General features: G+C 73.1%; 20 protein-coding genes. 12 read left to right on the top strand and 8 right to left on the bottom strand.

The genetic code is table 11. The features are described from left to right. The first annotated feature begins 13 nt into the window (after positions 1 to 13). Positions 14 to 511, top strand: coding sequence for a GNAT family N-acetyltransferase (locus ACZ6NC_RS09600; RefSeq protein ID WP_465730736.1), 498 nt, complete (start codon positions 14 to 16; stop codon positions 509 to 511). Positions 512 to 640: 129 nt separating this feature from the next. Here the strand turns inward: ACZ6NC_RS09600 and ACZ6NC_RS09595 are convergent, their stop codons facing one another. Together ACZ6NC_RS09595 and ACZ6NC_RS09590 are read right to left on the bottom strand one after the other, a co-directional pair. After that, positions 641 to 1,252 (bottom strand): hypothetical protein, encoded by a 612-nt coding sequence (locus ACZ6NC_RS09595; protein ID WP_465730734.1) that lies wholly within the window; start codon positions 1,250 to 1,252, stop codon positions 641 to 643. A gap of 185 nt (positions 1,253 to 1,437) precedes the next feature. Continuing rightward, positions 1,438 to 2,040, bottom strand: coding sequence for an NAD(P)H-dependent oxidoreductase (locus ACZ6NC_RS09590; protein WP_465730732.1), 603 nt, complete (start codon positions 2,038 to 2,040; stop codon positions 1,438 to 1,440). A gap of 98 nt (positions 2,041 to 2,138) precedes the next feature. Between ACZ6NC_RS09590 and ACZ6NC_RS09585 the strand changes: the two genes are divergently transcribed. The 3 genes from ACZ6NC_RS09585 (at position 2,139) to ACZ6NC_RS09575 (ending at position 4,582) form a co-directional block, all read left to right on the top strand. Beyond that, positions 2,139 to 2,786: a class I SAM-dependent DNA methyltransferase gene (locus ACZ6NC_RS09585; protein ID WP_465730728.1), complete on the top strand. Its 648-nt coding sequence runs from the start codon at positions 2,139 to 2,141 to the stop codon at positions 2,784 to 2,786. A 51-nt stretch (positions 2,787 to 2,837) separates the two neighbouring features. Further along, positions 2,838 to 3,995, top strand: coding sequence for an alkene reductase (locus ACZ6NC_RS09580; RefSeq protein WP_465730725.1), 1,158 nt, complete (start codon positions 2,838 to 2,840; stop codon positions 3,993 to 3,995). Between the two features lie 92 nt (positions 3,996 to 4,087). Continuing rightward, a complete protein-coding gene (locus ACZ6NC_RS09575; protein WP_465730723.1) occupies positions 4,088 to 4,582 on the top strand; it encodes a peptidylprolyl isomerase in 495 nt (164 codons plus the stop codon). A gap of 76 nt (positions 4,583 to 4,658) precedes the next feature. Here ACZ6NC_RS09575 and ACZ6NC_RS09570 read toward each other — a convergent pair whose 3' ends face one another. Next, positions 4,659 to 6,023, bottom strand: a complete 1,365-nt coding sequence (locus ACZ6NC_RS09570) for an LCP family protein (protein ID WP_465730721.1) — start codon at positions 6,021 to 6,023, stop codon at positions 4,659 to 4,661. A 230-nt stretch (positions 6,024 to 6,253) separates the two neighbouring features. Between ACZ6NC_RS09570 and ACZ6NC_RS09565 the strand changes: the two genes are divergently transcribed. The 4 genes from ACZ6NC_RS09565 to ACZ6NC_RS09550 all read left to right on the top strand — a co-directional run bounded on the left by ACZ6NC_RS09565 (position 6,254) and on the right by ACZ6NC_RS09550 (position 10,717). Then, positions 6,254 to 6,340, top strand: coding sequence for a putative leader peptide (locus ACZ6NC_RS09565; protein ID WP_352297720.1), 87 nt, complete (start codon positions 6,254 to 6,256; stop codon positions 6,338 to 6,340). A 119-nt stretch (positions 6,341 to 6,459) separates the two neighbouring features. Then, on the top strand, positions 6,460 to 7,014 hold the full coding sequence (ssuE, locus tag ACZ6NC_RS09560) for an NADPH-dependent FMN reductase (RefSeq protein WP_465730718.1): 555 nt from the start codon (positions 6,460 to 6,462) through the stop codon (positions 7,012 to 7,014). A gap of 321 nt (positions 7,015 to 7,335) precedes the next feature. Continuing rightward, positions 7,336 to 8,121 carry an ABC transporter ATP-binding protein gene (locus ACZ6NC_RS09555; RefSeq protein ID WP_465730716.1) on the top strand — a complete coding sequence of 262 codons (786 nt, stop codon included), beginning with the start codon at positions 7,336 to 7,338 and terminating at the stop codon, positions 8,119 to 8,121. A 19-nt stretch (positions 8,122 to 8,140) separates the two neighbouring features. Beyond that, on the top strand, positions 8,141 to 10,717 hold the full coding sequence (locus ACZ6NC_RS09550) for an ABC transporter permease (protein WP_465730713.1): 2,577 nt from the start codon (positions 8,141 to 8,143) through the stop codon (positions 10,715 to 10,717). Between the two features lie 79 nt (positions 10,718 to 10,796). Here ACZ6NC_RS09550 and ACZ6NC_RS09545 read toward each other — a convergent pair whose 3' ends face one another. Next, positions 10,797 to 12,383: an LCP family protein gene (locus tag ACZ6NC_RS09545; RefSeq protein ID WP_465730711.1), complete on the bottom strand. Its 1,587-nt coding sequence runs from the start codon at positions 12,381 to 12,383 to the stop codon at positions 10,797 to 10,799. A 164-nt stretch (positions 12,384 to 12,547) separates the two neighbouring features. On the opposite strand from ACZ6NC_RS09545, the gene ACZ6NC_RS09540 reads away from it, so the two are divergent. Next, entirely contained in the window at positions 12,548 to 13,588 is a 1,041-nt protein-coding gene (locus tag ACZ6NC_RS09540; protein ID WP_465730709.1) for a glycosyltransferase family 2 protein, read from the top strand. 102 nt (positions 13,589 to 13,690) lie between these two features. Continuing rightward, positions 13,691 to 14,308, top strand: coding sequence for an acyltransferase (locus ACZ6NC_RS09535; RefSeq protein ID WP_465730707.1), 618 nt, complete (start codon positions 13,691 to 13,693; stop codon positions 14,306 to 14,308). Between the two features lie 25 nt (positions 14,309 to 14,333). Here ACZ6NC_RS09535 and ACZ6NC_RS09530 read toward each other — a convergent pair whose 3' ends face one another. From ACZ6NC_RS09530 to ACZ6NC_RS09520, 3 genes are all read right to left on the bottom strand, one after another. Further along, positions 14,334 to 15,998: an LCP family protein gene (locus ACZ6NC_RS09530; protein WP_465730705.1), complete on the bottom strand. Its 1,665-nt coding sequence runs from the start codon at positions 15,996 to 15,998 to the stop codon at positions 14,334 to 14,336. Positions 15,999 to 16,213: 215 nt separating this feature from the next. Next, complete coding sequence (locus ACZ6NC_RS09525) at positions 16,214 to 17,524, bottom strand: LCP family protein (protein WP_465730703.1); 1,311 nt, start codon at positions 17,522 to 17,524, stop codon at positions 16,214 to 16,216. 36 nt (positions 17,525 to 17,560) lie between these two features. Next, positions 17,561 to 18,352 carry a TIGR03089 family protein gene (locus ACZ6NC_RS09520; RefSeq protein ID WP_465730701.1) on the bottom strand — a complete coding sequence of 264 codons (792 nt, stop codon included), beginning with the start codon at positions 18,350 to 18,352 and terminating at the stop codon, positions 17,561 to 17,563. A 104-nt stretch (positions 18,353 to 18,456) separates the two neighbouring features. On the opposite strand from ACZ6NC_RS09520, the gene ACZ6NC_RS09515 reads away from it, so the two are divergent. Beyond that, positions 18,457 to 19,596 carry a peptidoglycan recognition protein family protein gene (locus tag ACZ6NC_RS09515; protein WP_465730699.1) on the top strand — a complete coding sequence of 380 codons (1,140 nt, stop codon included), beginning with the start codon at positions 18,457 to 18,459 and terminating at the stop codon, positions 19,594 to 19,596. A 27-nt stretch (positions 19,597 to 19,623) separates the two neighbouring features. On the opposite strand, the gene ACZ6NC_RS09510 is transcribed toward ACZ6NC_RS09515, so the two are convergent. Next, the gene (locus tag ACZ6NC_RS09510; RefSeq protein WP_465730697.1) at positions 19,624 to 20,115 is read right to left on the bottom strand and encodes an SgcJ/EcaC family oxidoreductase; all 492 of its coding nucleotides are present in this window, start codon (positions 20,113 to 20,115) and stop codon (positions 19,624 to 19,626) included. A gap of 6 nt (positions 20,116 to 20,121) precedes the next feature. On the opposite strand from ACZ6NC_RS09510, the gene ACZ6NC_RS09505 reads away from it, so the two are divergent. Further along, entirely contained in the window at positions 20,122 to 21,090 is a 969-nt protein-coding gene (locus tag ACZ6NC_RS09505; RefSeq protein ID WP_465730695.1) for a DNA-3-methyladenine glycosylase family protein, read from the top strand. Positions 21,091 to 21,186 lie beyond the last annotated feature (96 nt).

Raw genomic sequence — 21,186 nt, 5'->3', positions numbered from 1 at the left:
TAGGGTGACCGGCATGTCTACGTCATCGCCCTTGCTGTCCCCGGCTCTGCGTCTGGAGCAGATCACCCCCGCCACCATCGACGCCGCGCTCGCCCTGAAGGTGCGGCCCGACCAGGAGGGGCTGGTGTCGCCGGTGGTGAAGTCCCTGGCCGAGGCGTACGCGCACGGAGACACCGCCTGGCCCCGGCTGGTCTTCGACGGCGACCGGCCGGTCGGGTTCGTGATGGCGTTCTTCGACATCCACTTCCACCCCGACCAGCCCGGTGACCGGCCGCGCTCCGGCCTCTGGCGCCTCAACATCGGCGCGGAGGAGCAGGGCCGCGGGTACGGGCGCTTCGCCGTCGAGCAGGTCTGTGCGGAGATCCGCCGCCGCGGCGGGCGCCGGGTGACGGTCACCTACGTTCCGGGCGACCACGGGCCGGCCGGGTTCTACGCGAGCCTCGGCTTCCGCCCCACCGGCGAGTTCAGCGGCGACCAGGAGGTGGCCGAACTGGAGCTGCCGGAGGGCTGAGCCGCCGGAGGGCTGACCGGTGGTGGTGGGGGGGGGGGGGGGGGGGGGGGGGGGGGGCCGGGGGGGGGGGGGGGGGGGGGGGGGGGGGGGGGCCCCCCCCCCCCCCCCCCCCGCCGGTGCGTTCGGGACTCAGCCCAGCAGCAGGTACTTGGTGGACAGGACACTGCCCTGGATGTTGCTGCAGTCGGTGTTCTGGACGGTCTGGCTGTAGGTGAAGCCGGTGGGGATGGTGCACGCCCAGATGCCGTTGGCCGGCTTGCGGAGGTGGAAGGTCGTGGCCTGGACGCCCTGGTTGAGGCTGCACGCGCTCGTGAAGGTGATCCGGTCGTAGGTGAAGGCCGGCGTGGCCATGCAGGCGGTGAGGCCGTCGACCGGGACCCGCAGGTGGTACATGTTGGAGGTCACGCCGGAGATCTGGCTACAGGCGCTGCCCCAGGTGATGGCGTCGTAGACGAAGCCGGGCGAGCTCTTGCAGGCGTACAGCCCGTCCACGGGGGTCCGCAGGTGGAACTGCGGCGAGCCCCAGTTGCCGGAGCTGCACGTCCGGTTCATGGACACCTGGTCGTAGACGTACCCGGCGGGGACGTCGCAGGCCCAGACCCCGTCGAGGCTGGTGGTGGCGGTGGTGGCAGCGGAGGCGGTGGTCGCGGTGGCGGCGCCGGAGAGCAGCAGTGCCAGGACGGAGAGGGTGGCGAGCACCAGGCGGATCGGGCCGGTGCGGGCGGTGCGTGCGGCGGACATGGGTCTCCCAAGGGATGGCCGGTGGTGTGAAGGTCGCACGGTGATTCGGGCAAGGTTTTGTGCCCGCCGCTGGTTTTAGCATGCCCATGTGGATCTCCGCACCCCCGCCGGACGGCAGGGACGGATACCCGCCACCGGACACCCGTCCGTCGGCCAGTTCCGCCGGCCCAGGCCGCTCCGGGGCCTCAGCCGAGCAGCGCCGCCGCCTCCTGTCGCGCCCGGCGCAGCCACTGGGCGCGGGTGGCGTCCGTCGAGTCCGTCACCGTCCGGAAGACGACCCGCCGCACGTCGTCCACGCCCACGTACGGCAGGACGCAGGCCGCCCAGATCTGTTGCAACGGGTCGCCGAACTCGCCGTGCTCGCGCTCCTCCGGGGTGTCGGAGGTGTTCAGGACCAGCGCCCGCCCGGCCCGGAGCAGCCCGGCCGGCTCGCCGTCCGCCGTGCCCAGCTTGTACGCCACCCCGGGCACCAGGACCCGCTGCACCCACCCGGTCAGGACGGCGGGCGGCATGCCCCACCAGTTCGGGTGGACCAGGACGAGCGCGTCAAGGTCGGCCACCTCGGCCCGGTGCAGGGCGAGTTGCGGGTCGGCGGACTCGCCGGCCGCGGCGACGGTCTCCGTCTCCCCGGCGGTCAGCGCCGGCTCGAACCCCTCCGCGTACAGGTCGTGCGCCACCACCTCGCAGCCGTGCCCGCGCAGTTCGTCCGCCACGGCCTCGAACAGCGCGTGGTTGAAGCTCCCCGGTCGCGGATGTGCCAGATAGACCCCGACTCGCCATGCGTCCATGTCCCGTTCTCCTTCGGTCAGTTGATCCTTCATGATCCCAGGTGTGTCGGTGTGCCCCGCAGCAGCCGGCCCGGCGGCGCCGGGTAGGGTGCCGGACCATGACCGAGCCGGACTTCCTGACCGCCACCCGGGCCTTCTACGACGCCGTCGCCGCCGACTACGCCGACCGATACCGCGACGAGCTGGCCGCCAAGCCGCTGAACCGCGCGATGCTCGCGGCCTTCGCCGAGCTGGTGCGGGCGGACGGTGGCGGACCGGTGGCCGAACTCGGTTGCGGGCCGGGCCGGGTGACGGCGCATCTGCATCGTCTCGGGCTGGACGTCTCAGGCCTCGACCTCTCCCCGGTGATGGTCGCCCTCGCCCGGGAGGCCCACCCCGGGCTGCGGTTCGAGGTCGGTTCGATGCTCGATCTCCCTTTTGTGGACGGCGAGTTGGCCGGCGTCGCGGCCTGGTACTCGATCATCCACACCCCGCGGGAGCGGCTGCCGGAGATCTTCGCCGAGTTCCACCGCGTCCTGGCCCCCGGCGGTCACCTGCTGCTGGCCTTCCAGGTCGGCGACCGACCGTCCCGCATCGAGCAGCCGTTCGGCCACCCGGTGGCGCTGGACTTCCGTCGCCAGCAGCCCGACCGCATCGTCGAACTGGCCGCCGGGGCGGGCCTGGAGATCACCACCCGCCTGCTCCGGGAGCCCGAGCACGAGGAGAAGACCCCGCAGGCCTGCCTGCTGGCCCGCAGGCCCGCGTAGTTCGAGGGCGGACTTGAACCTGACACTGATGTCAACTTCTATGGTTTCCGCATGACGAACACGACGAACACGACGAAGACCACGAGCCCGGCCGACACCACGAGCACCACGCGGACGACCTCGCTCTTCCAGCCGGCCCGCCTCGGCGCGCTGGAGCTGCCGAACCGCCTGGTGATGGCGCCGATGACCCGCACCCGCGCCGCCGCCGACGGCGTCCCACAGCCGATCATGGCCACCTACTACGCCCAGCGCGCCTCGGCCGGCCTGATCATCGCCGAGGCCGCCACCCCGAACGCCGTCGGACAGACCTACGCCAACATCCCGGCGATCCACGCGGAGAAACACGTGGCCGGATGGCGGCGCGTGACGGAGGCCGTGCACGCGGCGGGCGGCCGGATGTTCCTGCAACTGCAACACGGCGGGAGGGTCGGCCACCCGGAGAACAGCGGACTGCACCCGGTCGCGCCCTCACCCGTCGCCCTGCCGGACACCATCCACACCGCGGGCGGCCACCGGGAGGCGGTGGTGCCCCGCGAGATGACCGTCGCCGAGATCCACGAGACGGTCGCCGACTTCGCGGCCGCCGCCCGCAACGCGGTCGAGGCGGGCTTCGCGGGCGTCGAGGTGCACGCGGCCAACGGCTACCTGCTGCACCAGTTCCTGGCCCGGAACACCAACCGGCGCACCGACGAGTACGGGGGCCCGGTCGCCGCCCGCGTCCGGTTCGTCGTCGAGGTGGTGCGGGCGGTCGCGGAGGCGATCGGCCCCGAGCGGGTCGGCGTGCGGCTCGCGCCGGGCCTGACCGTCAACGGCATCGAGGAGGGCGACACCGAGGAGATCTACCGGACCCTGCTCGGCGAGCTGGCGGGGGAGGGCCTGGCCTACCTGCACGTGGTCTTCGCCGACCCGGAGTCGCCCGTCTTCCAGGAGATCCGGAAGACCTGGGACGGCGTGCTGATCGCCAACCCGGTGCTCGGCTGGGGCGGGCCCCTCCCGGCCGACGGCGGCCGCGCGGCCGGCGATCGGCTGCTCGCGGCCGGCGCCGACCTGATCTCCTACGGCCGCGGCTTCCTCGCCAACCCGGACCTGGTCGAGCGCCTGCGCACCGGTGCGCCGCTCAACCCGGTGCGCGGCGCCCAGATGTACGCGAGCGGCGCGGACGGGTACACGGACTACCCGGTGCTCGCCGCCGGGCGAGCCGCCGCCTGAGGCCGGTGCTCCGCGCCCCGGAGAGGTAGCGCCGTGGGACCGCAGGGCGGGGTCGTCGCGCATCGCGGGGTGCGGCATGCCATGATCCCTGCATGGGTTCCAACGTTTACTTCGACATCACCATCGACGACAAGCCCGCCGGCCGGATCGTCTTCCAGCTCTTCGACGACATCGTCCCGAAGACCGCCCAGAACTTCCGCGAGCTGGCCACCGGCCAGCACGGCTTCGGCTACAAGGGCTCGTCCTTCCACCGTGTGATCCCGGGCTTCATGCTCCAGGGCGGCGACTTCACCCGTGGTGACGGCACCGGCGGCAAGAGCATCTACGGCGAGAAGTTCGCGGACGAGAACTTCCAGCTCAAGCACACCAAGCCGGGCCAGCTCTCGATGGCCAACGCCGGCAAGAACACCAACGGCTCGCAGTTCTTCATCACCACCATCGTGACCGACTGGCTGGACGGCAAGCACGTCGTCTTCGGCGAGGTCGTCGAGAACCTGGAGCTGGTGACGAAGATCGAGTCGCTCGGCTCGCAGAGCGGCCGCACCAAGGCGAAGATCACCATCGCCGACTCGGGCATCGTGGAGTAATTCCGCCCCCTCCGAGGCGCTGTGGAGCAGGACGTCGGCCCGGCCGACTTCCTGCTCCTCGCCGTTTCCGCGGGAGTTACTTCGTGTCGGGGACGGCCGTGTCGTTCTTGAACGCGTCGAAGACCTGCTTGGCCTTGGCGCTGTCCCACTTGACCGCCGACTCGCCGGTGCTGGTCCTGAAGTCCGGGTTGGCGATCGGCACGGTGATGCTCTTGCCGCTCCCGCCGTTGACGTCCTTCATCGCGAGGAAGAGCGAGCCGAGGTCGGTCAGGCCGGCGTCGTCGTCGACGATCAGGGTGCCGAGGCCGGAGTCCACCAGCGGGTAGAAGGTGAACGGGTTCAGCAGGGTGGCGGGCGAGGCGGCCTGCTTGGCCAGTGCGCCGAGGAACTTCTGCTGGTTGCGCATCCGGCCGAGGTCCTGGTCGGCCATCTGGTGGCGCTGGCGGACGAAGGCGAGCGCCTGGGTGCCGGTGAGGCTCTGGCAGCCGGCCTTGAGGTCGAGGCCGGAGTCCTTGTCCTTGACGTCCTGGTCGATGCACATGTCCACGCCGCCGACCGAGTCGACGATGCCGACGAACCCGGCGAAGCCGATCTCGGCGTAGTGGTCGATGCGGATGCCGGTGTTCAGCTCGACGGTCTGGGCGAGCAGCTTGCCGCCGCCCGTCGCGAAGGCCGAGTTGATCTTCGACGTGGTGCCCTTGACGGTCTTCCCGTTGTCGCCGGGGTGCTCGGGGATCGGCACCCAGGAGTCGCGCGGGATGCTCATCAGGGTGTTCCCGTTGTCCCCGATGTGCAGGATCATCATCGAGTCGCTGCGCTTGCCGCCCGCGTGGCCGGTGTGCAGGTCCTCCTCCTGCGAGTCGGAGAGGCCGTTGCGGCTGTCGGAGCCGACGATCAGCCAGTTGGTGCCCTTGCCGGCGGCGGGGCGGCCCGCGTAGTCGGTGAGCACGTTCTCGTGGTTCAGCTTGGAGCCAGCCCAGAACCAGGTCGAGACGGCGGTCACCATCATCGCGATCAGGACGCCGAACACCGACCACTTGATGATCCGGCGCCGCGGCCAGCGCGACGGTCGGGCGGCCGAGGGCGGCTGGGTGCCGCCCGGGGGTATCGGCCCGCCGGGGCCACCGGGCGCCCCCGGCCCCTGCGCGGGCACCCCGGGCCGACCGCCCGGCTGCCCGTACGACTGCGGCTGCCCGTAGCCCTGGGCCGGGTACCCGGAGGCCTGCCCGGGAACCGGCGCCTGCCCGCCGGACGGCTGCCCGTACTCCTGCGGCTGCCGCGGCGCGGGGGCCGCGGGCCCGCGCGGGTTCAGCGAAGCCGGCAGCGGCGGTTCGGCCGCCGTACCGCCCCCGCCGTGCCCGTACGCGCCGCCGCCGTTGCCGCTGCCGCCGCCGTACGGGTTCCCGCCGCCGCCCGGGCGGCCCTCCTGCCACGTGTTCATGTGGGAGAGGATGCCCGACGCCGGGTGCGGTGACTCCCCCGGGGCCCCCCACCAGGCGCCTTGTAGCAGTTTTGATGCACGTGCCGGATCGTTCCGCCGCAACTTCGCGCCGGGGGCGGTGCCGGCGTCCGCCCCCGGTGGCCGCCCGCCCCACCCCGTCTCACCATCCGTCTCACCCTGTGTTCACCTGCCGGAACGATCCTTGACCGGCCGGAACGCTGCGTGTTTGCATGACAGCCATGGATCAGCGATGGACCCTCACGCGTCGGCGGCACGTCGACCTTCAGCGTGTGTCCTGTTCGCTCTGTCGTGGCTGACGCGCGCCCGTCGAACCCTCTCCAGCGCCCTCCCCGCTTCTCACCCTGCGCCGCCGCTGCCCGCGCAGCGCGCGACCTGCCGTAGCGCCGTCCCCGCTTCCCGCCCAGAGGTGAACTCCATGGCCACCGTCCTGTCCGTTTCCGGATCGCCGTCCGCGACCTCCCGCACCACCCGCCTGCTGCGCCACGTCGACGCGCAGCTCGAAGCCCGCGGCCACCACGTCGTCCCGTTCGAGGTGCGCAGCCTGCCCGCGCACGCGCTGCTCTCGGCGGACTTCTCCCACCCCGAGATCGTCGCCGCCCTGGAGCTGTTCGCCCGGGCGGACGGCATCGTCATCGGCACCCCCGTCTACAAGGCCGCGTACTCGGGCCTGCTGAAGACCCTGCTGGACGTGCTCCCGCAGTACGCGCTGGCCGGCAAGGCCGTCCTGCCGCTGGCCACCGGCGGCTCCACCGCGCACGTGCTGGCGGTGGACTACGCGCTGCGCCCGGTGCTCAGCTCGATGGGCGCCGGCCACATCACCCAGGGCTGGTTCGTCCTCGACCGTCACATCACCGTCAGGGAGGACGGCGGCACCGCGATCGAGCGCGAGACGGACGTGCTGCTGACGCCGGTGGTCGAGGCCTTCGCGGCCGCGCTGGAGCGGCTCGCGGTGCCCGCGCTCACCTGCTGACGGGCGATCGGGAACGCCCCGTACGGGCCGACCCCGAGACGGGTGGCGGCTACCCCTAGGGGGAGGGGCGCCGCGCCCCGTACAACTACGGTTGAGGCGCTTCATACCGGCGGATGACGAGCAATCGTGCCGCCGCTCCTAACGTGGATCACATCCCCCGCCCGTCCGAGGAGGGTCCGGTTCTGTCGGGTCGGCAGCCCGCTCCACCGGGAGGGTGGGGCTGGCTCCCGGTCGAGGACTATCTCCTGCACCCTGTCGCAGCACAGGGGGCGGCGACAAGGCTGGGGGGCAACGGGTGGGCCCACTTCTTAGGAGAATCCAGTGACGACGGCAGCAGCCGTGTACGACCCCCAGCTTCCCGGCGGCGCGGCCGCCGTCGCCGCCTCGGCCCGTCAGGTGACCAAGGCCTACGGCACCGGCGAGACCAGGGTCACCGCGCTGGACGCGGTGGACGTCGACATCCAGCGCGGCCGGTTCACCGCGATCATGGGCCCCTCGGGTTCGGGCAAGTCGACCCTGATGCACTGCCTGGCCGGCCTGGACACCGTCTCCGAGGGCCGGATCTGGATCGGTGACACCGAGATCACCGGCCTCAAGGACAAGCAGCTCACCAAGCTGCGCCGGGACAAGATCGGCTTCATCTTCCAGGCGTTCAACCTGCTCCCGACGCTGAACGCGCTGGAGAACATCACGCTCCCGATGGACATCGCCGGCCGCAAGCCGGACACCGCCTGGCTGAACCAGGTGGTCGAGACCGTGGGGCTGGCCGACCGGCTCAAGCACCGCCCGACCCAGCTCTCCGGCGGCCAGCAGCAGCGCGTCGCGGTGGCCCGGGCACTGGCCGCCCGCCCCGAGATCATCTTCGGGGACGAGCCCACCGGCAACCTCGACTCGCGTTCCGGCGCCGAGGTGCTGACCTTCCTGCGCCGCTCGGTCGACGAGCTCGGCCAGACCATCGTCATGGTCACCCACGACCCGGTCGCCGCCGGCTACGCGGACCGCGTGCTCTTCCTCGCCGACGGCGTGATCGTCGACGAGATGCACGCCCCCACCGCCGACTCCGTCCTCGAACGCATGCGCCGTTTCGACGGCAAGCGCACCAGCTGAGCGGGCGGGACACAGACTCATGCTGCTCAAGACGTCACTACGGAGCTTCTTCGCCCACAAGGGGCGGATGGCGCTCTCCCTGATCGCGGTCGTGCTGTCGGTCGCCTTCGTGTCCGGCACCCTCGTCTTCTCCAACACCGCCACCGGCACCTTCGACCGGCTGTTCGCCTCGACCGCCTCGGACATCGCGATCCAGCCCGCCAAGGCCGACCCCGACGAGGAGGAGGACGCGCCGCGCGCCCAGGTGGCCACCGTGCCGGCCGCGACGGTCGCGAAGGCCGCCGCGGGTGCCGGGGTGAAGCAGGCCCTGGGCCAGATCTTCGTTCGCAACGCCGTGCTGGTCGACCCGGGCACCAACAAGCAGATCGGCCCGACCGGTGGCGCCCCGACGCTGGCCGGCAACTGGACCGACACCCCGCGCAACTCGGTCGAGATCACCAGCGGCCACCAGCCGCAGGGCGCCGACCAGATCGTGCTGGACGCCGACACGGCGAAGAAGGCGAAGCTCGGCCTGGGCGCCAAGGTGCGCATCATCACCACCAACAACGGCACCTACGACTTCACCCTCGCCGGTATCGCCACCTTCAAGACCACCAACCCGGGTGCGGCGCTGGCCTTCCTGGACACCCCGACGGCCCAGCAGGACCTCCTCGGGAAGGCCGAGTTCACGTCGGTCGAGGTCTTCGGCGACGGCAGCCGCTCCAACGAGCAGCTCAAGGCCGACGTGCTCGGCTCGCTGGGCGCCGGCTACCAGGTGAAGACCGCAGCCGAGCAGAAGGAGGAGAACAACAAGAGCGTCGGCTCCTTCCTCGACTTCATGAAGTACGCGATGCTCGGCTTCGCCGGCATCTCGCTGCTGGTCGGCGGCTTCCTGATCATCAACACGTTCTCGATGCTGGTCGCCCAGCGCACCCGGGAGATCGGTCTGCTGCGCGCCATCGGCGGCAGCCGCAAGCAGGTGAACCGGTCGGTGCTGGTCGAGGCGCTGATCCTCGGCCTGCTCGGCTCGACGCTCGGCCTCGGCGCCGGCCTCGGCCTGGCGGCCGGGCTCATCCAGCTGATGAACGCCGTCGGCATGCACCTCGACGCGGCCGACCTGCAGATCGGGCTGAACGTCCCGATCGCCGCCTACACGGTCGGCATCGTGATCACCGTGTTGGCCGCCTGGATCCCGGCCCGCCGGGCCAGCAGGATCGCGCCGATGGCCGCCCTGCGCGACCACGGCACCCCGGCGGAGGCCCGCTCGAACACCGTCCGCACGGTCGTCGGCCTCGTCCTGACCGCCGGTGGCGGTGGCCTGCTGGTGCTCGCCGCGAGCGCCGACAAGGCGTCCGCCGGCGGCCAGTACCTGGGCCTCGGCGTGCTGCTCTCGCTGATCGGCTTCGTCGTCCTCGGCCCGCTGCTGGCCACCACGGTGGTCCGGGTGCTCGGCGCGGGGCTGCCGTCGCTGTTCGGCCCGTCCGGCCGGCTGGCCCAGCGCAACGCGATGCGCAACCCGCGCCGCACCGGCGCCACCGCCGCCGCGCTGATGATCGGGCTGGCCCTGGTGATCGGTGCCACCGTCTTCACCTCCTCGGCGGTGGAGTCCACCAACCAGCAGATCGACAAGTCGGTCGGCGCCGACTACGTCATCTCCAGCAGCCAGGGGGTCATCGGGCCGGAGATGATCCAGGCGGCGCGGAAGACCCCGGGCCTGAAGCACATCACCGAGCAGAAGGACCTCGGTCGGCTGAAGATCGCGGTGCCGGACGGCCGGACGGTGAAGGCGCACGTCGGCGCGGTCTCGGCGACCTTCACCGACGACTTCCAGCTCCCGGTCAAGTCCGGCACGGCCGACGCGCTGAACCAGGGCTCGCTGGCGATCGGCGAGGACCTCGCCAAGGACTTCGGCCTCAACGTCGGGGACACGGTCACGCTCGACTACGGCCAGGGCCGGACCCAGTCCCTGCCGGTCGGGGGCGTCATGTCCAAGGGCGACTCGCTCTTCAACGGCGCCACCTTCGTGGGTATCGACACCGTCGCCAAGGCGGTCCCGGCGGGCGAGATGCCGCCCGACGACCAGCTCTACGCCAAGGCCGCGGCCGGCGCCGACGTCGCCTCGACGCTCAGCGCGCTGGAGGCCTCGCTCAAGGACTACCCGCAGATCACCGTCCAGGACAAGGCCGGCTACAAGGACCTCGTCCAGGAGCAGATCAACACCCTGCTCTACATGATCTACGGCCTGCTCGGCCTGGCGATCGTGGTCGCGGTGCTCGGTGTGATCAACACCCTGGCGCTCTCGGTGGTCGAGCGGACCCGCGAGATCGGCCTGCTGCGGGCGATCGGGCTCTCCCGCCGCCAACTGCGCCGGATGATCCGGCTGGAGTCCGTGGTGATCGCCCTGTTCGGCGCGATCCTCGGCACCGGCCTCGGCCTGGCCTGGGGCATCACCGGGCAGCAGGTCCTCAAGGACCAGGGGCTGGCGACGCTGGCCATCCCGACCGGCACGATCATCGTCACGCTGATCGCCTCGGTGGTCATCGGCCTGGTCGCCGCCCTCGTCCCGGCCTTCCGGGCCGGGCGGATGAACGTCCTCGCGGCGATCGCGACGGACTGACCCCCCGGATCGGGGGACCGGGGGACGGCAGGGGCCGGGTGCGCGACAGCATCCGGCCCCTGCCGCGTACCCGCGCCCGCTACGGGCAGATGATGTCCGTCGCCCTCTCGGCCGTCACCGGCACGGGAGGCGCCGCCGTGGTGGCCGGAGTGGCCGGAGAGGCCGGTGTCGCCGGAGCGGTCGGGGGAGGCGGGGGCGCGGGCGGGTCGGACGCGCTCGGACCCGCGCTCGCCGAAGCACCCGGAGCCGCCGGGTAGTCCGCGCCCGCGAACACCTGCAGGGTGGGCCCGAGCCCTGGCACGGTCGCCAGCTCCGCGCCCGGCAGGGCGGCCGCCAGTGTCCGCGCCGACTCGGCCCAGCGCGGGTCGTACCGGACCACCGTCCGGCCGGGCGCCGTCCCGGCGGGGGCGTTGGACGGGGCGCCGGTGGTGGCGAAGCCCGCCCGCCGCAGGTCGCCGTCGACCCGTGCGCCGAGCCCGACGACCCCGGCCGCGTTGAACACCCGGACGTGCACCTGCTCGGGCGCGACGGCGGGTGTGGTGGCAGCAGTCGACCCCGCGGCCGGCGACGAACCCGCAGCCCAGGCCGGAGCCGGAGCGGGAGCCGGAGCCGGAACCGCCGACGGCGACGCTCCCGCCGTCCCGTCCACCAGCGGCCGCCCGGCCCGCACCGCGTCGAACAGGGCCCGCGCCCCGGCCTGGTCCCAGAGCACCGTCGAGCCCCATCCGCTCACCTGGTGGTCCACCTGCGCCAGCGGCACGGTCGCGAAGTCCGCCCGGCCCGCCGACAGCTCCTTCATCCGGGTGGCCAGGGTGATCAGGTCGTCCGCGGTGAGATCCTTGTCGGCCTTGACCGAGCCGAGCAGGCTGTCGGTCACCCGGGCCAGCCGGACCGGGTTGAGCAGGGTGCCGCCGCTGGTGACCTGGTGCAGCAGCTGGGCGACGACCTTCTGCTGCCGGTGCATCCGCCCCAGGTCGGAGCTGGCGTCCACGTGCCGGGCGCGGACGTACTTGAGCGCCCCGGCGCCGTCCAGGGTGCTGGTACCGGCCGGCAGGTCGAGGCCGGAGTACTCGTCCTTGAGCGGCCTGGCGGTGCACACCCGCACCCCGCCGACGGCGTCCACGGCGGAGACGAACCCGGCGAAGTCGACCTGGAGGTAGTGGTCGATCCGCAGCCCGGTGTTCTGCTCCACGGTGGCGACGGTGAGCTGCGGCCCGCCCATCCCGTACGCGGCGTTGATCTTGCCCTTGGCGGCCGGGACCTCCTTGCGGGTGACCTGGTCCCGGTGGGCGGGGATGTCCACGTACGAGTCACGCGGGATGCTGACCACGCTGGCCCGGGCGCCGTCCCCGGCGAGCTGGACGATCATCATCGTGTCGGTGCAGTGGCAGGACTCGCCCCCCGCGTGCAGCACGTCCTTGAGGGTCTTCTCCGGGATGCCGTCCCGTTCGTCGGTGCCGACCACCAGGAAGGTGGTGGAGCCGTCGTCGGCGGGCCGGGCCTGGTCGCCGCTGAAGGCGTCGACCCGGTCGATCGAGCCGAGGCCGTGCAGCACCGCCCAGCCGCCGCAGGAGGTGGCGAGGACGCTGAAGGCGATGCCGACGGCCAGCCGGCGGGGCCAGGCGCGGCGCCGTCCGGGCAGTGCGGGGAGGGGGGAGACGGGCATCTCTCGGATGGTAGGGGCGGCCCGCTCCGGCCTGGGCGAGGGCGCGCCGTGGGTGGGGAGTACGGTGGGCCTCGTTGATGAAACGTTCCTCCGGTGAAGGGTGTGCGGAGGTACCCGAACCGGGACAAGACGGCGACCCTTCGACACCGGTACGGTGGGCCCCGATGAACACCAAGGCTGCTGAGGAGCTGCCGGCGGTCTCCGTGATCATGCCGGTGCTCAACGAGGAACGACACCTGCGTACGGCCGTCCGGCACATCCTGGAACAGGACTACGCCGGGCCGATGGAGGTGGTGATCGCCCTCGGTCCGTCATCCGACCGCACCGCGCAGATCGCCGCCGAGCTGACCGCCGAGGACCCGCGGGTCCGTACGGTGGAGAACCCCACCGGCCGCACGCCCGCCGGTCTGAACGCGGCGATCCGGGGCTCCAGCCACCCGATAGTGGTCCGCGTCGACGGTCACGGTCTGCTGACCCCCGGCTACATCACCACGGCGGTCCGGTTGCTCGGTGACATGGAGGCCGCCAACGTCGGCGGCATCATGCACGCCGAGGGCGAGACGGAGTGGGAGAACGCGGTCGCCGCCGCGATGACCTCCAAGATCGGCGTCGGCAACGCGGCCTTCCACACCGGCGGCCTGGCCGGCCCGGCGGACACCGTCTACCTCGGGGTGTTCCGGCGCGAGGTGCTGGAGAGGCTCGGCGGCTACAACGAGGAGTTCGTCCGCGCCCAGGACTGGGAGCTCAACTACCGCATCCGCCAGGACGGCGGCCTGGTCTGGTTCACCCCGCAGCTGCGGGTCACCTACCGCCCGCGCCCCACCGTGCGGGCCCTGGCCAAGCAGTACAAGGACTACGGGCGTTGGCGCCGGGTGGTCACCCGCTACCACCGGGGCTCGGTCAACTTCCGCTACCTCGCCCCGCCGGCCGCCTTCCTGGGCGTCACCCTCGGGCTGGTGCTCGGCGCGGCCGTCCACCCGGCGTTCCTCGCGGTGCCCGCCGCCTATCTGCTCGGCATCCTCGGCGGCGCGCTGGTCGTGGGCCGCGGCCTCTCGGCGAAGGCCAAGGCGCTGCTGCCGGTCGCCTTCGCGACCATGCACCTCAGCTGGGGCTTCGGCTTCCTCACCTCGCCGCGCTCGCTGGCCCGCCGGGTGATCGGCAGCCGCGCCCCGGCCGCCGCCGACGTGGTGGCCGAGGCCCGCTGACACAGGGCTCGGTCCGGACGCGCCCTCGGTCCGCCGACCCGATCCGGCCAATCCCGCGGACCCGCCGTCCCGCCCCCTCCGCCGACGCTATCGTCTGGCGCCATGGGGACAGTTGAGGGCGGGTCCGTCGCCGGTGCCCGCGTGGAGCCGACCGCGGACGTGGACGACCGGGCGGTGCTCGGCGCCGGGACGACGGTCTGGCACCTCGCCCAGGTGCGGGAGGACGCCGTGATCGGCGCCGACTGCATCATCGGGCGCGGCGCCTACGTCGGCCCGGGCGTGCGGATCGGGGACCGCGTCAAGCTGCAGAACCACGCGCTGGTGTACGAGCCCGCGGTGGTCGAGGACGGTGTGTTCGTCGGCCCGGCGGCCGTGCTCACCAACGACCTCTACCCGCGCTCCGTCGACGTCGACGGGAAGCTGAAGCGCGGCGACGACTGGCACGCCCGCGGGGTGACGCTCCGCGAGGGCTGCTCGGTCGGCGGCCGCGCCGTCCTGGTCGCCGGGGTGACGGTCGGCCGCTGGGCGCTGGTCGCCGCGGGCGCCGTGGTGCACCGGGACGTCCCGGACTTCGCCTTGGTGGCCGGCGTCCCGGCCCGCCGGATCAAGTGGGTCGGCCGGGCCGGCGAGCCGCTGGAACCGGACGGCCCGGACCGCTGGCGCTGCCCGCGCACCGGCGAGCGGTACCGCGAGACCGACGGCACCCTCGCGCTGCTCTAGGGATTGTCGGACAAGCCCGAGGCCGCTACTTGGCGCAGACGTCGGTGTCGTCCGCCTGAACGCGCTGGAGGTCCTTGGGGGCCTCGGTCGGCGCGGCGCTCGGGGTGGCCGGCGCCGCCGGCACATCCTTGCCGAGCACCAGGACCAGAGCCTCCCTGGCGCCCGCCTTCGGGTCCTCCCTGACCGCGTCGGCCGGCAGGCCGAGAGTGGCGGCCAGTGCGGCGGCCTCGGCGGCCTTCCCGGCCGGGTACGTGACCGAAGTGGTGGGCGTGGCAGGCGCGTTGGCGCCGGTCACGGCCTTGGCGAAGCTCTTCGCCTGGAGCTTGTCGACGGCCTGCTGCGCCTGCCCGGGCGTCCCGCTGCCGTTGCGCACCGTCACCCGGACGTCCTTGGCGTCCACCGCAGGGGTGGTGGCCGTCGGTGAGGGCGCCGCGGCCGCCGGGGCGGTGGCCTCCGGGGTGGCCGGGGCGGCGGGGGCCGCCGTCTCGGTCAGCGAGCGGTCGTTGGCGACCAGCGAGAACACCTGCCCGGCGTCCGGCTGCTTCAGCACCAGCCGGTTCTCGTCCTTCGGGTCGTCCAGCACCGGCACGGTGGCGAAGGTGATGTTCTTGGTGTCGACCTTGCTGACGTCCAGCGCCAGGTCCTTCAGCTTGTCGACGCTGCCGATGCCGGAGTCCACGGTGAGCGCCTTGGTGGCGGCGTCGGCGAGCTTCCACAGCTTGGTCGGGCTGGTCAGGGTGTCGCTGCTCTTGACCGAGCGGATCATCGAGCTGATGAACTGCTGCTGGAGCGGGATCCGGGTGAGGTCCCCGCCCAGGCCGACGGCGTGCCGGGTGCGGACGAAGGCCAGCGCCTCGTCGCCCTGCACCACGTGCCGGCCCTTGGTCATCTTCAGGTGGGAGTCGGGGTCGTTGATGTCCTTGGCCGCGCACACCTCGACTCCGCCGACGGCGGTGGAGAGCGTCTTCACGGCATCGAAGTTGACCATGACGAAATGGTCGACCCGGATACCCGTCATCTTCTCGACGGTCTTCCAGGTACAGCCCGGATCGCGGCCCTCCTGCCCGAGGCTCTCGTTGAACATCACCCGTGCCGAGCCGGGGATCTTCTTCCCGGTATTGGTTTCGCAGTCCGGGACCGGCACCATCAGATCGCGCGGAATGCTGATCACGGTCGCGTTGGTGCGGTCCTTGGCGACGTGGAAGAGGAGGGTGGTGTCGGCGTGCCCGGCGCTGCCCTCGTCGCCGTACTCGCGGCCCAGGCCCTCCCGGCTGTCGGTGCCGATCACCAGGATGTTCAGCGCGTCACCGGCCGCCTTGGGCCGCTCCTCCTCGTTGCCCAGCTGCACCTTGACGGCGGTGATGTTGTTGTTGAAGTGCTGGTACGCGTAGTAGGCGCCGCCACAGCCGGCCACCAGGGCCAGTGAGCCGACCCCGGCCGTCCATTTCAGCGCTCGGCGCCGCCGGTTGCGCCCGACCGCGCCCTTGCGGCGGTGGCCGGCCCGGCCGCCGGGGTGACCGGGCCCGGTGGCGGTTTCCGGCGCTGCGTCCGGTGCGGAACCGGGCTCGGGGGCGGGCGCCCGGCGGCGCTGCGCGGGGATGCCCGCACTCGGGTCGAGCCGGTACTGCCCGGTGTCGGGGTCGAGCACCCACTGGTCGGCGGGGTCGACCTCCTGCCTGTCCTGCTGCACGGGGGTTCCCTCCCTCCGACCGGTCTGCACGGGTCGGCGCGCGTGCCGCGCACCGACCCGGACACACTAGACGAGCCGCGTGGGGGAATTGTTCCGGATGTGATCTCCGCCATGTCCGGAAACCGCAATTCACCAGGTAATCGGGCGCCTGGGAATTCCCGGGGAATGCCTGGCAGCCTCATGATCTGTACACAAAAGGGTGACCTGGTCTGTGGTCAGTGGATCGCGCAGGCGTCCACGTCGGCGGTGCGCCCCTCGAAGGAGGGCGGCGCGGTGGCGGAGGGTGACGCTCCGCCAGCCTGGTCCGTACCGGCCCCCGAAGTCGCGCTCGGGGTCGCGCTCGGGGTCGGCCCCGCGCCCGACCCCTTGCTCGGCCCCGCACCCGGCGCCGCCACGGTCGGAGCCGCGCTCGGAGCGGTCGAAGCGGCGGACCCAGGCGCGCGGACGGCGACCGGACGGTCGTCGCGCAGCGCCGTGAACAGCTGCGTGGTCTGCGGCTGCACGAACTCGTCCCGGTCCGAGTCGAAGCGGTACGGGCGGCGCGGCGCGGTCAGGAACACCACGTCGGAGGAGGGGATCCCGCGCAGGTCCTGGGTCAGGTCGTAGAGCGCGCCCAGCGAGGAGAGCCCGCCGTCGGCCTTGACCGAGGAGGTCGCCGCATCCAGCACCGGCCAGAGCCGGGCCGGGTTGAGCAGCACGCCCTGCGACTGCACCTTGCGGATCAGCGCGGCCAGGAACTGCTGCTGACGGCCCATCCGCTGGGTGTCGCTGCCGTCGCCGAGGGTCTCCCGGGCCCGGACGTAGCCGAGCGCCTGCTCACCGCGCAGGGTCTGCCGCCCGGCCGGGAGGTCCAGCTTGGCGTCCTTGTCGTGGATCGCCTGCGGCACGCACACCTCGACCCCGTCGACGGCGTCGACCATGGCCTTGAACCCGGTGAAGTCGAGGATCACGTAGTGGTCGATCCGGATGCCGCTCAGCTGCTCGACCGTTCGGATCGAGCAGGCCGGGCCGCCGGTCTCGAAGGCCGCGTTGAACTGCAGCAGCGCGGGCCGGCTCCGGGTGCCGTCCGGCTTCTCACAGGCCGGGACGGTGACCATGACGTCGCGGGGGATGGAGACCGCCGTCGCGTGCCGCCGGTCCGCCGCCAGGTGCAGCAGGATCGTGGTGTCCGAGCGCTGGCCCCCGACCTCGCCGTACGAGGCGTTGGTGCCGGTACGGTCGTCGCTGCCGATCAGCAGGATGTTCTCGGCGCCCTTGGCCCCGGCGGTGCGGCTGGGCCGTTCGGCCTCCAGCCGGGCCAGCAGCCGGTCGGTGGTGGAGTCGGTCTGGATGTTGCCGTCGAGCTTGCGGTAGGCGATCCAGAGCAGCGCGCCGCAGGCGACCAGCAGGAAGGCGAGGGCGCCGGCGGTGATCATCAGCCACCGCCGGCGCCGTCGTCCGGGTGCGGTCGGGGTGTCCGGGGCCTCGGCGGCGTCCCGGGGAGGGGGGTTGTCGGTCGGGGGGTGCTCGGTGTCGTCCTCGGCCATGGCAGGGATCCCTACCCGTTGGGCCGGGGCCGGGAGTTACCCGAGGCGCAGTGTCACCCGTTCGGATTCGGTCCGCTTCTCCCACTGCTCGGCGCTGAGGCCCTCCGAGTTGCGGCAGAGCACCACCGAGGCACCGGCCGCCAGCGGCGCCAGCAGGCCGGCCTCCAGGCCCGACCAGTCGTCGTACGAGAGGGTCGAGAGCACCCGGTCGCCGGTCTTGATGCCGAGCCGGGCGGCGCCCTCCCTGGCCAGCTGCACGGTCTGGTCACCGGTCAGCTTCAGCGGCAGGCCGTCCACTCCGGTCTCCAGCGCGGGCGCGTCCGGCGTGACGGGGGAGTACGGCGCGAACCGGTCGCCCTGGCCGGGCACCTCGGCGGCGTAGTCCAGGAAGCCGTCCGGGCGCTGTGGGAAGCGGCCGCCGAGCGGGCGCAGTGCGAGGGCCACCCGCTCGCCCTCGCACGCCTGGGCGGACTCCAGGCCCTCCGGGCCGCTGACCACCAGGTCGGCGTCGGCGGGCTCGCCGCCGGGCACCGCCGCCACCCCGACCGACCAGCAGGCCAGCAGCCAGACGGCGCTCTGCCAGTGGGCGGGCAGCAGCAGCGCGGCGCGGTCACCCGGGCCGGCGTTCAGCTCGTCCTGGAGGAGGTTGGCGGTCTTGGCCACCCAGTTGTCGAAGGTCCGGGCGGAGAGCTCCACCCGTTCGCCGGTGGCGTCGTCGTAGAAGGTGACCAGCGGGGCCGCGGGGTCGACTGAAGGAGTGCCACCTCGCAGGTATGCGTGCAGCAGCTCGACGGGGGTTCGGGCATCGGCAGCGAAAGGCGCAGTCATGGTGCGCCCCAGCCTACGGCCTTCGGGTGGGCGACCGGGAGGGGTGCCGGGGAGGGCGCGAGGCGGCGTGGCGGGCACGGCGTTTTCCGGTGAACATCCCTTTTATGCGCATCTCTCTCCCGGCCGCCCTCCCTGCCGCGGTCCTCGCCGGCTGCACCGCCGTTCTGCTCCTCCAACCGCCCGCCACCGGTGCCGCGGCCGGCCCGGCCCCGCGGCACCGCACCTCGGCCGGCGGCGGCTCCGTCACCGCCCTGCCGCTGACCGCCGGCCGGGCCCTGGCCCCGAGCACCACCCGCCCGTTCGAGCTGCTCGGGGTCGGCTGGGACGGCCCGGCCGGCGCGCTCGCGGGCGGCTCGGCCAGGGTCCGCACCAGGGACGCCGCCACCGGGATCTGGAGCGGCTGGCACACGCTGGAGGCGGACGGCGAGGACGGGCCGGACGGGGCCTCGCCGGACGCCGCCGGGCCGCGCAGTGCGACGGCCCCGCTCTGGACCGGGCGCAGCGACGGTGTCGCCGTCGAGGTCACCCCCGGCCCCGGCGGCCTGCCGCCCGGCCTGCGGGTCGAACTGGTCGACCCCGGCGAGGGCGCCGCCCCCGCCACGGCCCGGACGCTGCCCGCCCGACCGTCCGACGGGCACCAGGCCCCGCGGCCCGCCATCGTCACCCGGGCCGGCTGGGGCGCCGACGAGTCCCTGCGGGACCCGGACTTCGAGTACACCGGCCCGGTCCGGGCGGTCTTCGTCCACCACACCGCCAGCGCCACCACGTACGACTGCGCGGACGCACCCCGGGTGATCAGGGCGATCTACCAGTACCACGTGCAGACCAACGGCTGGCGGGACATCGGCTACAACTTCCTGGTCGACCGCTGCGGCACCGTCTACGAGGGCCGGGCCGGCGGCGCCGACCTGCCGGTGCACGGCGCGCACACCCTCGGCTTCAACACCGACTCGGCGGGCGTCGCCGCGATCGGCACCTACGTCACCGACATTCCGCCGCTGTCCCTGCTCGACGGCCTCGCCCGGACGGCCGCCTGGAAGCTCGGCCTCACCGGCCAGGACCCGGCGGGCACCACCCAGCTGACGTCCACCTCCGACGGCAGCCTCTACCCCAAGGACACGGTGGTCACCTTCGACACCGTCTCCGGCCACCGCGACGCCTTCGCCACCGAGTGCCCCGGCTCCGCCCTCTACCCCCTCCTCCCCACCATCCGCTCCCACGCCGCGTACCTCCAGGCGCACTGACCCCCGGCCCGTCGGCGGCTACGCGCCCTACACCGGCCCCGGCCCGCGTCCGATCAACGTCCGCAGCTCCGCGGTGAGCGCCCGCGCGAGGTCCGGCCGCAGGTCGTACCGGGCCGGGGTGTTCTGCAGCAGCGCGATCCGCCAGCCCGCCCCCGCGTTGACCGAGATCACCGTCTGCAGGGCGTTCAGCGCCGGATCGAGGTCCTCGGCGTCGTCCGGCACCAGCCCCGCGACGGCGTCCAGCTGGGCCACCCCCGGCCCCAGTGCCCGGATCCGCCGGACCTTGGCGACGTACTCGGGCGTGACGTGGTCCGCGAAGACCCGCCCCAGCTCGGCGGCGATCACCGAGCGCCCGCTGTGCCGGGTGCCGTCGAACCCGATCACCTCCCCGTCCTCGGCGAACGGCCCGGCGAAGGCCGCGCCGTCCCGCAGGTTCCAGCCCTCCAGCGCCCGGTGGTAGAGCGCCCGGACGGCGCCCTCGTCCGCGGGGGACAGCACCGGCAGCCGCGTATCGTTCATAACCCCATGGTCGGCGGAGAGCGAGGGAGGCGCACGGCGGTGACAGCCCCCGCGGCAACGGGCGAAGGCGCGGTACGCCGCTGGCGCCCCGGCTTCCCCCTGGACGCGGCCCGCACCCTGCTGCCGCTGCGCCGGGGCCCCGCCGACCCGACGTACCGGACGACCGGCGACGGCGCACTCTGGCGTGCCTCCCGCACCCCGGCCGGCATCGGCACCCTGCGCGTGCTGGCCCGCCCCGCCGAGGGCACGGTCGAGGCCAGCGCCTGGGGCCCGGGCGCGCAGTGGCTGCTGGACCGGCTGCCGGTCCTGCTCGGCGCGGAGGACGACCCGGCCGGCCTGGTGCTCCCGCCCGGCCCGCTGCGCGACGCCCAGCGGCGGGTGGCCGGGGTACGGCTGACCCGGACGGGGCTGGTGCTGGAGTCGCTGGTGCCGGCGATCCTGGAGCAGAAGGTCACCACCGACGAGGCGTACCGCGCCTGGCGGACGCTGCTGCGCGACTTCGGCACCCCGGCACCCGGCCCGGCCGAGGGCATGCGGGTGGCGCCGTCGGCCCGCGAGTGGGCGCTCGTCCCCAGCTGGGAGTGGCACCGTGCCGGCGTGGACCCGAAGCGCTCGGCGACGGTCGTGCGCGCCGTCCGGCTGGCCCCGCGGCTGGAGGAGGCCGCCGCGATGGACCACACCGAGGCCTTCGCCCGCCTCACAGCGGTGCCGGGCATCGGGATCTGGACGGCCGCCGAGACCCTCCAACGCAGCAACGGCGACCCGGACGCGGTCTCGGTCGGCGACTACCACCTCCCCAACCTGGTCGGCTGGGCTCTGGCCGGCCGCCCCCGCAGCGACGACGCCCAGATGCTCGCGCTGCTGGAGCCCTACCGCCCCCACCGCCACCGGCTCTGCCGACTCCTCCTCGCCACCGGCACCCACGCCCCCCGCTACGGCCCCCGCCTCACCCCCAACGACCACCGGAGGCGGTGAGGAACGGTCCGGCTGTGGTGTACACATCGGGCCCGGATGTGAAGACGCCGACCGGACACGACGGCCTCTACCGCTTGAGGGTCGGGGACCATCGGG

It is taken from the genome of Kitasatospora sp. NPDC041988, from assembly GCF_055588525.1.
This window is presented reverse-complemented; position numbering and strand designations above follow the sequence as displayed.

Bases quoted from the DNA above. Each gene is read 5' to 3' on its own strand.
- ACZ6NC_RS09600 (WP_465730736.1), top strand. From the start codon at position 14: ATGTCTACGTCATCGCCCTTGCTGTCCCCGGCTCTGCGTCTGGAGCAG.
- ACZ6NC_RS09595 (WP_465730734.1), bottom strand. From the start codon at position 1,252: ATGTCCGCCGCACGCACCGCCCGCACCGGCCCGATCCGCCTGGTGCTC.
- ACZ6NC_RS09590 (WP_465730732.1), bottom strand. From the start codon at position 2,040: ATGGACGCATGGCGAGTCGGGGTCTATCTGGCACATCCGCGACCGGGG.
- ACZ6NC_RS09585 (WP_465730728.1), top strand. From the start codon at position 2,139: ATGACCGAGCCGGACTTCCTGACCGCCACCCGGGCCTTCTACGACGCC.
- ACZ6NC_RS09580 (WP_465730725.1), top strand. From the start codon at position 2,838: ATGACGAACACGACGAACACGACGAAGACCACGAGCCCGGCCGACACC.
- ACZ6NC_RS09575 (WP_465730723.1), top strand. From the start codon at position 4,088: ATGGGTTCCAACGTTTACTTCGACATCACCATCGACGACAAGCCCGCC.
- ACZ6NC_RS09570 (WP_465730721.1), bottom strand. From the start codon at position 6,023: ATGAACACGTGGCAGGAGGGCCGCCCGGGCGGCGGCGGGAACCCGTAC.
- ACZ6NC_RS09565 (WP_352297720.1), top strand. From the start codon at position 6,254: ATGACAGCCATGGATCAGCGATGGACCCTCACGCGTCGGCGGCACGTC.
- ssuE (WP_465730718.1), top strand. From the start codon at position 6,460: ATGGCCACCGTCCTGTCCGTTTCCGGATCGCCGTCCGCGACCTCCCGC.
- ACZ6NC_RS09550 (WP_465730713.1), top strand. From the start codon at position 8,141: ATGCTGCTCAAGACGTCACTACGGAGCTTCTTCGCCCACAAGGGGCGG.
- ACZ6NC_RS09545 (WP_465730711.1), bottom strand. From the start codon at position 12,383: ATGCCCGTCTCCCCCCTCCCCGCACTGCCCGGACGGCGCCGCGCCTGG.
- ACZ6NC_RS09540 (WP_465730709.1), top strand. From the start codon at position 12,548: ATGAACACCAAGGCTGCTGAGGAGCTGCCGGCGGTCTCCGTGATCATG.
- ACZ6NC_RS09535 (WP_465730707.1), top strand. From the start codon at position 13,691: ATGGGGACAGTTGAGGGCGGGTCCGTCGCCGGTGCCCGCGTGGAGCCG.
- ACZ6NC_RS09525 (WP_465730703.1), bottom strand. From the start codon at position 17,524: ATGGCCGAGGACGACACCGAGCACCCCCCGACCGACAACCCCCCTCCC.
- ACZ6NC_RS09520 (WP_465730701.1), bottom strand. From the start codon at position 18,352: ATGACTGCGCCTTTCGCTGCCGATGCCCGAACCCCCGTCGAGCTGCTG.
- ACZ6NC_RS09515 (WP_465730699.1), top strand. From the start codon at position 18,457: ATGCGCATCTCTCTCCCGGCCGCCCTCCCTGCCGCGGTCCTCGCCGGC.
- ACZ6NC_RS09510 (WP_465730697.1), bottom strand. From the start codon at position 20,115: ATGAACGATACGCGGCTGCCGGTGCTGTCCCCCGCGGACGAGGGCGCC.
- ACZ6NC_RS09505 (WP_465730695.1), top strand. From the start codon at position 20,122: ATGGTCGGCGGAGAGCGAGGGAGGCGCACGGCGGTGACAGCCCCCGCG.